General features: G+C 53.9%; 12 protein-coding genes. 6 read left to right on the top strand and 6 right to left on the bottom strand.

Going from position 1 to position 14,870, the window contains the following annotated elements; genetic code table 11:
- Positions 1-78 precede the first annotated feature (78 nt).
- From C814_RS10075 to C814_RS10060, 4 genes are read left to right on the top strand one after another with little or no spacing between them, the layout of a single operon-like run.
- On the top strand, positions 79-1,371 hold the full coding sequence (locus C814_RS10075) for a hemolysin family protein (protein ID WP_016317700.1): 1,293 nt from the start codon (positions 79-81) through the stop codon (positions 1,369-1,371).
- A gap of 2 nt (positions 1,372-1,373) precedes the next feature.
- The gene (proB, locus tag C814_RS10070; protein WP_016317699.1) at positions 1,374-2,180 is read left to right on the top strand and encodes a glutamate 5-kinase; all 807 of its coding nucleotides are present in this window, start codon (positions 1,374-1,376) and stop codon (positions 2,178-2,180) included.
- Positions 2,181-2,195: 15 nt separating this feature from the next.
- Positions 2,196-3,443, top strand: a complete 1,248-nt coding sequence (locus C814_RS10065) for a glutamate-5-semialdehyde dehydrogenase (RefSeq protein ID WP_016317698.1) — start codon at positions 2,196-2,198, stop codon at positions 3,441-3,443.
- 11 nt (positions 3,444-3,454) lie between these two features.
- Positions 3,455-4,228 (top strand): hypothetical protein, encoded by a 774-nt coding sequence (locus C814_RS10060; protein ID WP_022788297.1) that lies wholly within the window; start codon positions 3,455-3,457, stop codon positions 4,226-4,228.
- 204 nt (positions 4,229-4,432) lie between these two features.
- Here C814_RS10060 and C814_RS10055 read toward each other — a convergent pair whose 3' ends face one another.
- Positions 4,433-5,269, bottom strand: coding sequence for a hypothetical protein (locus tag C814_RS10055; RefSeq protein ID WP_016317696.1), 837 nt, complete (start codon positions 5,267-5,269; stop codon positions 4,433-4,435).
- 325 nt (positions 5,270-5,594) lie between these two features.
- On the opposite strand from C814_RS10055, the gene spoIID reads away from it, so the two are divergent.
- Positions 5,595-6,644, top strand: a complete 1,050-nt coding sequence (gene spoIID / locus C814_RS10050) for a stage II sporulation protein D (protein WP_016317695.1) — start codon at positions 5,595-5,597, stop codon at positions 6,642-6,644.
- Between the two features lie 125 nt (positions 6,645-6,769).
- Positions 6,770-7,939 (top strand): aminotransferase class I/II-fold pyridoxal phosphate-dependent enzyme, encoded by a 1,170-nt coding sequence (locus C814_RS10045; RefSeq protein ID WP_022788296.1) that lies wholly within the window; start codon positions 6,770-6,772, stop codon positions 7,937-7,939.
- Between the two features lie 72 nt (positions 7,940-8,011).
- Here C814_RS10045 and C814_RS10040 read toward each other — a convergent pair whose 3' ends face one another.
- The 5 genes from C814_RS10040 to dusB all read right to left on the bottom strand — a co-directional run bounded on the left by C814_RS10040 (position 8,012) and on the right by dusB (position 14,723).
- Positions 8,012-9,241: an MBOAT family O-acyltransferase gene (locus C814_RS10040; RefSeq protein WP_369750548.1), complete on the bottom strand. Its 1,230-nt coding sequence runs from the start codon at positions 9,239-9,241 to the stop codon at positions 8,012-8,014.
- 149 nt (positions 9,242-9,390) lie between these two features.
- Positions 9,391-11,007, bottom strand: a complete 1,617-nt coding sequence (locus tag C814_RS10035) for an alginate O-acetyltransferase AlgX-related protein (protein WP_016317692.1) — start codon at positions 11,005-11,007, stop codon at positions 9,391-9,393.
- A 240-nt stretch (positions 11,008-11,247) separates the two neighbouring features.
- Complete coding sequence (purB, locus tag C814_RS10030) at positions 11,248-12,681, bottom strand: adenylosuccinate lyase (protein WP_016317691.1); 1,434 nt, start codon at positions 12,679-12,681, stop codon at positions 11,248-11,250.
- Between the two features lie 157 nt (positions 12,682-12,838).
- Positions 12,839-13,489, bottom strand: coding sequence for a tRNA (guanosine(46)-N7)-methyltransferase TrmB (trmB, locus tag C814_RS10025; protein WP_016317690.1), 651 nt, complete (start codon positions 13,487-13,489; stop codon positions 12,839-12,841).
- Positions 13,490-13,757: 268 nt separating this feature from the next.
- On the bottom strand, positions 13,758-14,723 hold the full coding sequence (gene dusB / locus C814_RS10020; protein WP_016317689.1) for a tRNA dihydrouridine synthase DusB: 966 nt from the start codon (positions 14,721-14,723) through the stop codon (positions 13,758-13,760).
- Between the last annotated feature and the right edge of the window lie 147 nt (positions 14,724-14,870).

Raw genomic sequence — 14,870 nt, 5'->3', positions numbered from 1 at the left:
ATCAGTCTTTTCGGTTTTCCGCCGGCATAAAAATAACCAAGACAAGAATTATGAAACATTTTGGAGGTTGGTTTTCGTTTGGACAGTGGCATATCCTGGTTGATTCTGCTTTTGTTGATTGCTTTTTCCGCTTTTTTCTCGGCGAGTGAGACCGCGTTCTCCTCTCTCAACAAGATCCGCATGAAAAATTATGCCGACAACGGCGATAAGCGCGCCAAACGCGCGCTTCAAATCGCCGAAAATTTTGACCGCACCCTCTCGACGATCCTCGTCGGCAACAATGTGGTCAATATGGCAAGCGCCTCGATCGCGACAGTGGTTGCGACCGCCCTGCTCGGCAACGCGTATGGCCCGGCTGCCGCCACCATCGTCATGACGGTGGTGGTGCTGATCTTCGGGGAAATCCTTCCCAAAACCCTCGCGAAAGAGAACAGTGAGCAGATCGCCCTCAAGGTGAGCGGCCTGCTCTCCTTCCTGATGAAGCTGCTCTCGCCGGTGGTCTGGATTTTCATCGGGATCAAGGAGATTGCACTCCGGGCGTTCAAGGGCGGCGAGGCACAGCCTTCGGTCACCGAGGAAGAGCTAAAATACATTGTCGAGTCGATCGAGCAGGAGGGGGTGCTCGAGGAACAGGAGAGCGACCTCGTCCGCTCGGCGCTCGAGTTTGACGAGATCACTGTACAGGAAATCCTCACCCCCCGTGTGGACCTCACCGCGATCGACGTCGATACCCCCATGGAGGAAGCGCTCAAGGCGGTGATGGAGGCCCATTTCTCCCGGATCCCGGTCTACCGCGGGACGGTGGACAATATCATCGGGGTGCTTCAGGTGCGCGACCTGCTCAAGGCGGTGGTGCTTAACGACGCCAAAGCGCTTTCCCATCTGCTGACCGACTGCGTTTACGTGCACAAGACCATGCGGATTTCTGCCCTGCTCACCGAACTGAAGGCCAAAAAGCTGCATCTGGCTGTGGTGACCGACGACTACGGCGGCACTATGGGCATCGTCACAATGGAGGATGTGCTCGAACAGCTGGTGGGCGACATCTGGGACGAGAGCGACGAGGTGGTCGATGAGCTGGTCGAAGCCGGAGAAAACGTCTGGCGGGTGAGCGGCGACATGAACGTGTTTGAGCTGCTCGAGGCTCTTGAAATCGACGACCGGACGTTTGACAGCGACTACAATACGGTTGGCGGCTGGGCGCTTGAGATGCTCGGGCATATCCCCGAAGCGGGCGAACAGTACGTCTATGGACCGCTGACGGTTACCGTCCAGCTGGTCGAGGAACAGCGGGTGCTCAGCCTGCTGGTGGAGAAACAACCCCCGGCGCCGGAGGAATCCGAGCCGGAGGAAACCAAAAAGAAGGTGTAAATATGCGCGATTTTTCCAACGTCAAGCGGGTGGTGGTCAAGATCGGTTCCTCCACCCTCACCCATCCGAGCGGCCTGCTCAACATCCGCTGTGTCGAAGCACTGGTCAAGGTGCTTGCCGACATCAAAAACAGCGGGCGGGAACTGGTGCTGGTCAGCTCGGGCGCGCAGGCGGTCGGCGTGGGCAAGCTCGGCCTGCGTGAAAAACCGCAGGACATGCCCGGCAAACAGGCGGTCGCCGCGATTGGCCAGTGCGAACTGATGTACATTTACGACAAGCTGTTTTCCGAATACAACCATGTCACCGCCCAGATTCTGCTGACCCGCGAGGATGTGGACAATCCCGTCCGCAAGCAGAACCTGCAAAATACCTTCCATCGGCTGCTTGAGATGAATATTCTGCCGATTGTCAACGAAAACGACTCGGTCGCAACCGAAGAGATCGAGGCCGGCGGATCGTTTGGTGACAACGATACCCTGTCAGCGGTTGTCAGTGTACTGATTGAGGCCGACCTGCTGATCCTGTTGAGCGACATCGACGGGCTTTACACTGACAATCCCCGCACCAACCCGGACGCCCAGCTGATTCCCTGTGTGGAACGGCTCACCCCCGAGATCGAAGCGATGGCTTCGGGCGCAGGCAGTGCACGCGGCACCGGCGGTATGGTTACCAAAATCCGGGCGGCACAGCTCGCGGTGTCGCATGGGGCCGAAATGCTGATTCTGAACGGCGCGAACCCAAACGACCTCTATCGTTTGCTGGACGGGGAAGAGGTTGGGACCTGGTTCATGGCGCCGCACAACGATTGAAAGGCGGTGGACAGGATGAACCGTTTGACTGAACTGGGCAAGCGTGCGAAGGCCGCTTCCCGCACCCTCTCCTGTGCATCCACAGCGCAGAAAAACGCCGCGCTTGCGGCGATTGCGGACGCGCTCTGCGCACATATCCCGGAAATCCTCGCGGCCAATGAGGAGGATCTGAAAGCTGCGGCGCAAAACGGGATGTCCGAATCATTGCAGGACCGCCTGCGGCTGACCGCGGCCCGTATTGAGGGGATCGCCGGGGCGGTGCGTGACCTGATCGGCCTGCCTGACCCGGTTGGGCAGGTCATAGATGGCGGCACCCGTCCAAACGGGTTGAAAATCGAGAAGGTGCGCACCCCGATTGGGGTGGTCGGGATGATCTTTGAAGCGCGCCCCAATGTCACAGTTGACGCGGCGTGTCTCTGCCTCAAATCCTCCAACGTTTGTATCCTGCGGGGCGGCAAGGAAGCGATCCACTCCAATACAGCGCTTGCACAGATCATGTGCGGTGCGCTCGGGGGCGCCGGGCTCCCCCACGACTGTATCCTGCTTGTGACCGATACCAGCCGCGACTCGGCCAACGACCTGATGAACCTGAACGGCTACCTGGATGTGTTGATCCCGCGCGGCGGCAAGGGGCTGATCCGCGCGGTGGTCGAAAATGCGACCGTCCCGGTGATCGAGACCGGCGCGGGCAACTGCCATATCTTTGTTGATGCATCCGCCGACCTCACGCAGGCAGTCGCAATCTGTGACAATGCCAAGACCTCCCGCCCGTCGGTTTGTAACGCGGTGGAGACGGTGCTGGTGCACAGCCGGATTGCCGATCAGTTCCTGCCCGCGCTCGCGGAAAAGCTGGCCGAACACCAGGTGGAACTGCGAGGCTGCGCGCGCACCCGGGCGATCCTGCCGCAGGCCCTGCCCGCGTCCGACGAGGACTATGCCACCGAGTTTGACGACTATATCCTAGCCTTGCGGGTGGTGGATTCGCTTGACGAGGCAATCGAGCACATCCGCACCTACACAACCGGACATTCGGAAGCGATCCTGACCAACCATTTTGCAAACGCACAGCGGTTTACCGCAGAGATTGACGCGGCAGCGGTCTATGTCAACGCATCGACCCGGTTCACCGACGGCGGGGAGTTCGGATTCGGCGCCGAGATCGGTATTTCGACCCAGAAGCTCCACGCGCGGGGGCCGATGGGGCTGGCTGAACTGACCTCCTGTAAATACATCGTGACCGGAAGCGGTCAAATTCGAACATGAAAGGGAATACTATGGCAAAAAACCAACCCGGGGGCCGCCCCGATCTGGGCGAGCGGATGCAGCCCCGGAAAAACAAATACGCCGCTCCGGTGGGGACGCTCTTTCTTCTCCTGATGCTGATTGGGCTGATCTCGGTCGCGGTATTCTGCGTGAATTTTACCCGCGCCATGCTCGACAACTCGGGCGAAAAGGAGGAGTTCGGCAGAATCATCGCGCCTGTGCTGATGTTCGACCCGGTCCCGTTTGAAAATGCGGTCGACGCCGACCCGCTTTTCCTGCTGCAATCGTCCATGTGGAGCGCCCTGCTGGGCGAGAAGCGGGACAGCTATCAGTTCGACAACGACACCAACCTGCGTCTGATTGTGCCCGCTTCGGACATTGACGTCGCCTGTGCGCGATTGTTCGGCCCCGAAGTCGAGCTGCACCACCAGACGTTTGGTGACTACGAGACAACCTATGTCTACGACGATGAGAGCAAGACCTACTATATCCCCACCACCATGGAGGCCGGCCCCAGCCCGAATGTTCTGAGCGTAGTCAAGAAGGGGGACAGCTACACCCTTGAGGTCGAGTATGTCCCGCCGGCAACCGCATGGACGCAGGCGGGCGGACGTCCGGCAGCGAGCGGCCCCAGCACCCAGAACAAACATATGATGTACGAGCTGGTCCGGGTCAAGGACCATTTCCAGCTGGTTGCAATCCGGGATGTACCGCGTGATACTTCTTCCACTGTGGAGATCCTATCCTCCTCGGAAAGCAGCTCCTCCGCACAGCCGGCAGCATAACCCGCCCGCATACAAAACAGATCGGATGGCTGCTTCTGCGATGGTCTCGCCGTGGGAGCGAAAAGGATTTCGGCTTCTTGACCTTATAATTGGGTTATAAAAAACGAGAGGGAATTTCCCTCTCGTTTTTCTATTTCAGCGCGCCTGTCCCTATCAAAACAGTTTACGCTTTTTCTTCGCGCTGTACGCGCAATGCCTGCCGGTTCACCCTTTGACGGGTGTGAGTTCCAGACAGAAAGCAGCCGCATAGATGCCGAAAAACAGGTAAAACGCGGAAAAGACCGGCGACGGAGCCACTGTAACACCCCGCCCTGCAAGCGATGCGGCGAGCATTCCCATGCAGGCACAGAACGCAACCAACGCAAACGGAAGCCCGAATACGACCGCCTGTCTGGCCCCCCGATCCGGGTCGATCTGGCCGAGCACCCGCGCATGTGCGAGCAGAAACGGCGCAAGCAGGATCAGCATTACCGTCGTGAGCATCTGGTCGGAAACGCTGCGTATGGCCGTGTATTCCATAAATGAGGAGAGCAGCAGCGCCACCTGCCAGGCAAGCGGCACCAGCAGGAGCAGTCCGTGTATTGGCCTGGACTGCGAATCTTCTGTGCGCCGCGCGATCATCAGGAAAAGCCCGCCCGTTACAAATGGCGCTATCCCGAGGCAGAGGAACGAAACCAGCGTAACCACCAACGCGGCAATCAATGCCGGCATGGTAATCGCCCCCTGCAGCATCTCAAGCTGGCCGGACTGTGCCGCCAGCCCTGAAACCCCGGCCGGAAAGCAGGCAACCCCCACCAATACGGCTGCCATCCGCCGGATACGGGATACCGGAAGATACGACCTTCTCGGTTGGAGCCATCCAAGAAGCAGGCATCCCCCGATGCCCGCCAGCAGAAGCAGGTTGAAAAGCCAAACGACCGCGCCATAACCCTCGTAGTAGCCGGTCAGCGGATCGACCGAGGCAAATTTCAGGAAAAGGCGCAGGACAGTGCAGACGGCTGTAAACCCAATAAAATACAGATGCAACAGTTTCCGGTTCATAAGACGCTCCATTTCGCCGCGGTCCTGCCGCGGATGCCGGACCGGATGCCCGGCAGGATAAGATTAGATTGGTATGACCTGTTTATTATACAGTTTACCCGAAAAATGGTCAAGATGCATCCGGGCACAAAATCCGGACAAAGTGTACTGTCCCCTGTTTCCCCCGCATAAAATGGAACTATCACCGAAATGCTTCCAAAATCAAACCCTTCTTTGGAAGCCTGCGTCCTTTTGGCCGCAGAGAGCCGCCTCTGGCGGCTTTGTTTCGCATTGCACATCCAATGGGTGTGTGTTGACTCTATCATCAGATTCAGGGGGAACCACCATGCGAAGGAATTTTCCAGACTATGCGGTATTTGCGGTCCTGCTCTTTCTGATCCCGCTGCTTGCCCTGCGGCACCCGATCCCTCTGCTGGAGCTTTCATCCGCAGCCGCACAGGACACGCCTGCCGCATTGAGGCCCACCTGGACGGCGGACAGCGAACATTCGGATTCCGGGGCCGGGGAGCCGCCCCAGCCCTCGCAGGTGGTGCAGGCGGACGACCGGCTCCGGATTCTGGACGAGCAGACAGGGGAAATTTTTACGGTCAGCGGGCGGGAGTTTGTGCGCGGCGCGCTGGCGGCTGAGATGCCGCCGACCTTCCATCCGGAGGCGATGAAGGCCCAGGCAGTGGCAGCGCATACCTATGCGCTTGCCTGCAAAGCGCAGAATACGGGCAAGGCGTATGACCTGACCGCCGACCCGCAGAACTGGAGAAGCTACACCACCGAGCAGGTATTCCGGGAACGGTATGGCAGCTATGCGGACGCCTACTGGAAGGCAATTTGCAGCGCGGCCGACCCGGTAGCCGCCTACCTTCTGACCTGGGAAGGGGAACCGATTGTTGCGGCGTACCACTCGATGAGCAGCGGGGTCACCGAGGATGCATCCAATGTGTGGCAGGGCGGAAAACCCTATCTGGTGCCGGTCGAGAGCACCGGGGACCCACTCGCTCCCGACTACGAGACGCAAACCTTTTTTCCGGTGGAGCAGGTTGCACAGGCGGTCCGCTCCACCTGCCCGTCCGCGCAGCTCGACGGAGACCCCTCCGGATGGTTTGAGATCACCGAACGGTCAGAGGGGGGATATGTTACCGGCCTTCTGGCGGGCGGGCAGAACCTCTCCGGGACCCGCCTGCGTTCCCTGCTCGGCCTTCGTTCGGCTGACTTTGACATCTCCTGCGACGGTACCCAGTTCTGCTTCACAGTGCGCGGGTACGGGCATGGGGTAGGGCTTTCCCAATACGGCGCGGATTATATGGCGCGGCAGGGTGCCACCTTTGACGAAATCCTGCTGCACTACTATACCGGCGCAACATTGGCGGTGATTTCCTGAAAACAGTTTGCAAAAGGGCCGCTCTGTGTTATAATAGAAATGAAACTAGGATTTCGATTTGGATGATATGCGGGCCGTTGCCCGCTCCCGCTTTGACGGGGATGTGGAAAAAGGGGTTGCCAAAGATGGAATTTGCCAAACGGATGGAACTTTTCGGTGTGGGGATTTTCTCCAAACTGCTTGAACTGAAAAAACAGCAGCTTGCCAAAGGGGTGCATGTGGTGGACCTGAGCGTCGGCACGCCAAACATCCCGCCGGCACAGCATATTCTGGATACTATGGCCAGAGAAGCCGCAGACAAGCGCAACTATGTCTATGCGATCAGCGATACTGCCGAGCTTCAGGATGCGGCCGCAGCCTGGTACCACCGGCGGTATGGGGTCGAGCTGGACCCCCGTACCGAAGTTGTCTCTCTGCTCGGCTCCCAGGAAGGGCTGGCCCATATCAGTCTCGCAGTCGCGGATGAAGGGGATGTCGTTCTGGTGCCTGACCCCTGTTATCCGGTGTTTGGAGACGGTCCGCGCATCGCCGGGGCAAAACTGCATTATATGCCCCAGCGCCGGGAAAACGGGTATCTGATCGACCTGGACGAAATCCCGGAGCAGGTTGCCCGGGCTGCCAAGCTGATGATCGTTTCCTATCCCAACAATCCAACAACAGCGATTGCACCTGCATCGTTCTATCAGGAGCTGATCGCCTTTGCAAAAAAATATGGGATTATCGTCCTGCACGACAATGCCTACAGTGAACTGGTGTTTGATGGGCAGACGTGCGGCAGCTTCCTCGCCTACGAAGGCGCAAAAGAGGTCGGTGTCGAATTTAATTCGCTCTCCAAGACCTATGGTCTGGCCGGCGCAAGGATCGGGTTCTGTGTTGGCAATGCGGAGGTTGTTTCCAAGCTTTCTACACTCAAGTCCAATATGGACTACGGCATGTTCCTCCCGGTGCAGAAAACCGCAATTGCGGCAATCACCGGTGACCAGTCCTGTGTGGCTGTTACCCGGCAGGCGTACGAAACCCGCCGCAATATCCTCTGCGACGGGCTTTCCGCAATCGGCTGGCCGGTCGACCGCTCCAAAGCCACCATGTTTGTGTGGGCCAAACTTCCCCTAAAATTTGAAAATGCGGAGCAGTTTGCTCTCGAGCTGCTCGAGCGTTCCGGTGTGCTCGTCACCCCCGGAAGTGCGTTTGGCCCCTCCGGCGAAGGGCATGTACGGCTCGCACTCGTTCAGGACGAGGAAGAGATGCGTTATGCAATCCATGCGATCGACCAATCCGGTATCCTGCGTTCATGATTCCCACCCGTTGCGAAGGTTCTACATAGGACAGGCGGCAGCCCATCTTGCTGGGCTGCCGCCTGTCTCTGTTTAAAATCTGAAATAAAGGAATGGGCTGTATCCACTGCCAACCATGTAGATGATCGCCAGCACAAAGGTCAAAAGGACAAACACCTCATACAGGGCGCGGCCTATTTTGGAAGCATTGACACGCTTCATCGCCTTTGTATGCGGGATCGAGAAAAGGATACCCATAACGAGAAAGAAAACATACTGCGGATTCAGCGTCACATTCAAATACGCGATGTCTTTTCCGTATGGAACAAACATCCCCCTGATAAAATCGACTGCCGCACCCAGTGTATCCGCCCGGAAAAACACCCAGCCAATCATAATCACAAACAAGGAATAGATGTGCTGGAGGGCAACCGGCATCTTCTTCAAAACCTTTTCAAATCCCAGCCGCTCTGCAATCAAAAATACGGCGTAAAACAGTCCCCAAACAATAAAATTGAAGCTGGCTCCATGCCACAATCCGGTCAGGAAAAAGACAATCAGAAGATTCACATAGGTCCTTGCTTTCCCCTTTCTGCTGCCTCCAAGGGGGATATAGAGATAATCCCGGAACCATGTACTCAGCGAGATATGCCACCTGCGCCAGAATTCCTTGATCGACCTTGATATATATGGATAGTTGAAGTTCTCAAGAAAATCGAATCCAAACATCTTCCCCATGCCGATCGCCATATCGGAATATCCGCTGAAATCAAAATAAATCTGTAATGTATAGGCCAAAATGCCAACCCAATGCCCCCACAGTGAAGGATATTTTCCTGCAAAAACCGTATCCACCAGGGAGGAAAGCTGATCCGCAATCAGCACCTTTTTGGAAAACCCGATTGCAAAGCGGATCACCCCCGCGTGGAATTTTTCCCATGATGTGCCGCGCTGCGCGATCTGGTTTTTTACGTCAACATAGCGCACAATCGGCCCTGCGATCAGCTGCGGGAACAGGGAGATATAAAGTGCCAGATCCAGAATATTTTTCTGAACCTCCACCTGTTTCCGATAGACATCTATCACATAGGACATAATCTGAAAGGTGAAAAAGGAAATCCCGATCGGAAGCGCGATTTGGGGGATGGTCAGTGCTGCGCCTGTCACCCGGTTCAGTGTATCTACGCTGAAATTCAGATATTTGAAAATATACAGAATCCCCAGATTGTAGGCTACTGCAATGGTGAGGAGCAGCTTGCCCTGTTTGCGGAATTTGTCAAGGAGAATTCCGATCCAGTAGTTGACAAATACCGACAAAAGCATCAAAAAAATATTCTTGGGCTCTCCCCATGCATAAAATGCGAGCGAAGCCACTAACAGTACCAGATTCCTGTATCTGTCCTTTGCAAAATAATACAGGAATAAAAGGAGCGGGAGAAACTGAAACAGAAAGACTGAAGAAGAAAATACCATCAGCGCGCCCTCCCCGCATACATCAGCTGGATTGCCAGATCCCTGCTGTCATCGTTAATTCCTTTTTCCTTTGGAATGAAGGACTTGCTGCAATAGATTTCGATGTCATACCGGTCTTCGTCGCCGATCCCAGACAGTTCCTCCGCTGTAATAAAGAGCGACCCGGACCACGCCTCATAAAAATCTTTTTGCAGCAGCCTTTTTCCGTTTACAAAGACTTCTACTGTGTCCGGCGTTCCGTCCCCTTCAAACAAATGAGGGGAAATCCCTATTTGAAGCTCCAGTCCCGCGGCTGCAATCTCTGTGCTTTTCAGAATAATGTCACTATAATTACTGAGCCACTCAAATCCTGTTTCTTTCCCATATCCGCCATACAAAGAATCTGGTGGAACCCTTTCATCCAAAGCGTAGTTTAAGGACTCCGCATGGTTTCCGGTTTTTTCCTGAGGCATATACGTATCCAGAAATTCAATCAGATAATCAACAAAACCGTTGGAATACTTGGTTAATTCCGCTTCTGTTGATTCAATAATAACGACATCAGTGTTATCTAACTGATTTGAAATATTAAAGGTATCCCATGAGCCAATATATTTGTAATTTTCTGTTATAAATGCCTCTTTTCTATCTACCATTCGTTCATCTCTGTTTATTATAATGATGTCTTCATACGGATATAAATCCATTATATCCTTTCTAAATCCTTCTCCAAAAGAAGTCCCTTGAAGCAAAAACCTCATTCTGTCGTAACTTTCCTTATACTCTCTGCTTACTGTATATTCGTAATAGGAACCCTGAAGTTTATTCCACACATTCAGCGTATTATATACATCTGCATCCCTCCAATAAGGAACTGATGACTGGTTCATTCCTACCAATAATATATTTCTATAATTTTTGCCTGTTATTTCGGATAATTCCTGTATAATACGTGCACTTGTCTCCTGCTCAAATGGTCTTGACCAATGAATTCCAGACGTATAAAAAGCTGGATATTCCAAAGAATCCTTTTGATCTGCGCATATCAAATATGGGATGCTGGTTTTGGAAAGTAATTGAGAAAAATAATCCACCGATCTGACTGCATTATCATTCGAAAGTGCTTTATATTTCTTTGGAATATTCTCTGGATAAAAATTCGCCTTGCTTGGTGTAACATATACATAAAGATGTTTGTCAAAACGTTTCAGCTTGTTTTGAAGGATTTGAAGTTTTTCTACATAATTCTCCATCTGCTTTCGAGGGGCCTCTTCGGAAAAATCCGGAGCCCCATTAATGCATAACTCGGCATTGATGTATCCCTCTCCAATAATATCCTTGTTGTATCCGATTATATTTCTGTTCCCGAGATTAAAGCAGTTATAGCGTATCGTTGCATAGGTTTTTGTGATGACCCCTCTTGGCTTGAAACTCGCTTCATACCATTTCGTAAAATCCCTCTGAAAATCCCCTTTCAAAAAGGAACTCGCGGAAAATTCCGGTTTTTTAGCAGTATCTGTGAAGCCTTTCAAAGGCACATCACAAGCCCATGCACCAGCTTTTGAAACAAGCCCCAGCACGAACGGCAGATACAGTACTGTCAGAAACAGCACAATTACCATCTTTTTTAATTTCATTCGGTTTTTAACCCTCCTAAAAACACTCTATACAAGATCAAGAGGATTCGCTCAAAGCTGTTTATGCTTATGTTCCCAAGACATAAGCATAAACAGAGGACGTCCTCTGTTTATGCTTATGTTCCCAAGACATAAGCATAAACAGAGGACGTCCTCTGTTTTGGTGTATTTCACCACTTATTTACAAAACTATCAATCTGGACCTGCTCTTGTATCCAGCCCGACAAATTTTTCTGCGCGTTATACCGATAGCTGCGCACGCTCTCCCAGCAGCTCCCGATTTGCCTCCAGTATCGGAGAAACCACTTCATGGATAAACTCTTCCACCTGTTCCCTGCTTCTGCCGGTGAACTGCTCAGGCTGCAGCACTGCTTCGATCTCCTCGCGCTTCAAATTGAACGAGGGGTCTGCAACAATTCGGTCGATCAGGTCGTTCTCGCCGCCTTCCTCCTTGACCACCTTCGCCGCTGCAATCGAATGGATGCGCAGCTTCTCATGCAGCTCCTGCCGGTCGCCGCCCTTCTTGACTGCGCTCATCATGATATTTTCGCTCGCCATAAACGGCAGTTCCCGCATCACCCGCTGGCGGACTACCTTGGGATAGACAACCAGTCCGTCACAGACGTTCAGCATGATCTTGAGGATCGCATCCACAGCAAGGAACGCCTCCGCCACCGCAATCCGCTTATTCGCACTGTCGTCCAGTGTGCGCTCAAACCACTGAGTCGCCGCAGTAAACTCCGGGTTCAGAGAATTGACCATCACATAACGGGAAAGCGCGGTAATCCGCTCGGAGCGCATCGGATTGCGCTTATACGGCATTGCCGATGAACCGATCTGGTGGGTTTCAAACGGCTCTTCCATCTCCTTGAAGCTGGCAAGCAAACGCAGGTCATTTGAAAATTTGCTTGCACTTTGGGCAATCCCCGCCAAGGCATTGACCACAAAACTGTCCACCTTACGAGAATAGGTCTGGCCAGAAACCGAAACCACCGCGTCGAAACCCATCATCTGCGCGATATCCTGCTCGACTGCCTTGATTTTGGCAGAATCTCCGTCGAACAGTTCCACAAAACTTGCTTGTGTGCCAGTCGTCCCCTTGCTGCCGAGCAGTTTCAGTCCGGCGATCCGGTGCTCGACCTCCTCAAGGTCCATCAGCAGTTCGTTCATCCAGAGGGTTGCGCGCTTGCCGACTGTCGTAAGCTGGGCAGGCTGAAGATGGGTATACGCCAGGGCAGGCATCTCCCGATATTTCATCGCAAACTCTGAAAGCAGCGAGATCACGTTGAGCAGCTTGCGACGGACGATCCGCAGCGCCTCTCTCATGATGATGACATCGGTATTATCTCCGACATAACAGCTCGTCGCCCCCAGATGGATGATCCCTTTGGCATCGGGACACTGTACCCCGTAGGCATAGACATGGCTCATGACATCGTGACGCACCTCTTTTTCCCGCGCGATCGCAACATCATAGTTAATCTCCTCCGCAAACTGTTCAAGCTGGCTGATCTGCGCATCGGTAATCGGCAGGCCCTGCTTCTGTTCCGCCTTTGCCAGTGCAATCCAAAGCTTGCGCCATGTTTTGAACTTGTGATCCGCGGAGAAAATATACTGCATCTCCTCGCTTGCATAACGGGTGCAAAATGGGCTTTCATATTGATTGTGTCCCATGTTTGGTTCAACATCCTTTCTCTCTGTTTTTGGGCGGCATTGTCCGTGAACTTGGTATAATTGTTCTGGCCATAACTCTGGTATAATGGCTGTTTCACAGCCATTATACCATCAATCCTGACAGGTGGACAAGCCCTGCCATCGCCTGTTTTGATACTCAGTCCTGTCTGCGTGCACGAATTGCATAGATCGGTTGTCCGAGATTGGAAAAATAGGTCTCGTATTCGGTCATAATGTTGCTGGCAGCTGCTTCACTGTTGTGCAGGTCGGTGGTTGTGAAATAGGCCGGCAGTACCGCCGCAAATTCAAAAGTTGAAAAGTGGTAAAGCATATAATTATCGGTTTTGAACTGGAGTTCACCGCCTGGCACAAGCAGTTTTTTATAGACCTCCAGATTCCCCCGGTAAGTCAGCCTGCGTTTATACTGGCGGCGCTTATGCCACGGATCGCAAAAATTGATATAGATGCGCTCCAGCTCTTCCGGCTCGAACATCTCCGGCAGTTTCTCCGCATCATCAAGCAGGAAACGGAGATTGGGCAGCGGCGGCTCGGCACGCATCGCCCGTTCTACCGCGATCACCGCTACATTGGGTTCCCGCTCCATCGCAATAAAGTTGATGTTGGGATTTTGCTGGGCGAGCTGACAGATAAACGCCCCTTTACCGCATCCGATCTCCAAATGGAGCGGCGCGGATGGATTTGGAAACGCCTCCCGCAGACGCCCTTTCTGAGCGGTTGGATTCGACAGGATCATCGAAGCACAGGCATTGAGCCGTGGGATCAGGTTGGTCTTTTTGCGTGGACGCATAGGATATCACTCCTTTTTAGAGCCTATTTGAAATCTCTGACAAAGGGGCTTTTTCTCTTGCAAAAAGCCCCTCCTGCCGCTAATGGCGGCAATTCACCCCCCAAAATGCGCTTCACAGGATAAAGTGTTCCGCTCGATCTCCGCGCCAAGAGCCGCCTTCAGCGGTTGCGCTCCGAAACGCTTCGCTGCGGCTCGCAGTGCGACAAGCGGCCAAAGGCTCTGCCTTTGGAAACCGCAGCCTTTGAAAAGGCTGGCGAAACTTTTCATTTTAACCGTTGCGGGCGAGCACATCCGCCGCCAGTTTTTCCGCGTCCGCATAGGTGCACAGCTCCCCGCTTTGCTTGCGGAATGCGGGCGCGCCGCGCATCCCCTTCATATACCAGGCTGCATGTTTACGGGCTTCCCGCATCCCGCCGCTTTCCCCTTTGTTTTCACAGATTAGCTTGATGTGCCGGAGCATCACCTGCATCCTTTCCGGCAGGCTGGGGTCGGGAAGGACTGTCCCATCGGTCAGGTAACGGTCAACCTGGCGAAAAATCCATGGGCTTCCAAGTGCGCCGCGCCCGATCATCACAAGATCGCATTTCGTATATTCATACATCTTCATTACAGATGGCAGGTCTATACAATCGCCATTTCCAATTACCGGAATCGAAACCGCCTGTTTGACTGCTGCAATGATGTCGAGATCGACCGGGGGCGCATAATACTGCTGGCGGGTGCGCCCATGGACTGTCACCGCCGCAGCGCCGCTCTGTTCGATTGCGCGGGCAAATTCCACCGCATTGACCGACTGGTCATCCCAGCCCTTGCGAAATTTAACCGTAACCGGCAGATCGACCGCCCGGACAACCGCCTCGGTAATCCGGGCCGCGAGCGCTGGATTTTTCATCAGTGCCGAACCGCCTCCGTTGCCCGCGACCTTTGGCGCAGGACAGCCCATATTGATGTCGATGACATCGGGCTGGAACGCAAGCGCCTTGCGCGCTGCTTCCGCGAGGATTTCCGGTTCATCTCCGAACAGCTGTACCGCGATTGGCCGTTCCTGCTCGCGCACCGTGAGCAGGCGGGCAGTCTTTTTGTCCGAGTAGTGCATCCCCTTGGCGGAGGCCATCTCCCCGACCAGATAGCATGCACCAAACTCCTTGCAGATCTGGCGGAATGCACTGTCCGCGACCCCTGCCATCGGTGCGAGCGCGGCGGTGCGCTTCAGTTCCAGGCTGCCGATTTTCATAGAATCCTCCTCGCTGTTTGAAATGATTTGACTATATCAGAAAAAAAGCGTTCTGGCAATCTTTTAAATCATGCGAATGGGGAGAAATCCTCTTTTTTCTGAAATGAAAGTTTTACTCAATTTTTTTCAAAAAATTGCGGTTTCCAA

Origin of the sequence: Anaerotruncus sp. G3(2012) (assembly GCF_000403395.2) — a bacterium.
In the GTDB taxonomy this organism is placed as follows: Bacteria; Bacillota; Clostridia; order Oscillospirales; family Ruminococcaceae; genus Anaerotruncus.
This window is presented reverse-complemented; position numbering and strand designations above follow the sequence as displayed.

Coding starts and splice junctions, on each gene's coding strand:
- proB (WP_016317699.1), top strand. CDS start 1,374: ATGCGCGATTTTTCCAACGTCAAGCGGGTGGTGGTCAAGATCGGTTCC.
- C814_RS10065 (WP_016317698.1), top strand. CDS start 2,196: ATGAACCGTTTGACTGAACTGGGCAAGCGTGCGAAGGCCGCTTCCCGC.
- C814_RS10060 (WP_022788297.1), top strand. CDS start 3,455: ATGGCAAAAAACCAACCCGGGGGCCGCCCCGATCTGGGCGAGCGGATG.
- C814_RS10055 (WP_016317696.1), bottom strand. CDS start 5,269: ATGAACCGGAAACTGTTGCATCTGTATTTTATTGGGTTTACAGCCGTC.
- spoIID (WP_016317695.1), top strand. CDS start 5,595: ATGCGAAGGAATTTTCCAGACTATGCGGTATTTGCGGTCCTGCTCTTT.
- C814_RS10045 (WP_022788296.1), top strand. CDS start 6,770: ATGGAATTTGCCAAACGGATGGAACTTTTCGGTGTGGGGATTTTCTCC.
- C814_RS10040 (WP_369750548.1), bottom strand. CDS start 9,241: ATGCTTTTGTCGGTATTTGTCAACTACTGGATCGGAATTCTCCTTGAC.
- C814_RS10035 (WP_016317692.1), bottom strand. CDS start 11,007: ATGAAATTAAAAAAGATGGTAATTGTGCTGTTTCTGACAGTACTGTAT.
- purB (WP_016317691.1), bottom strand. CDS start 12,681: ATGGGACACAATCAATATGAAAGCCCATTTTGCACCCGTTATGCAAGC.
- trmB (WP_016317690.1), bottom strand. CDS start 13,489: ATGCGTCCACGCAAAAAGACCAACCTGATCCCACGGCTCAATGCCTGT.
- dusB (WP_016317689.1), bottom strand. CDS start 14,723: ATGAAAATCGGCAGCCTGGAACTGAAGCGCACCGCCGCGCTCGCACCG.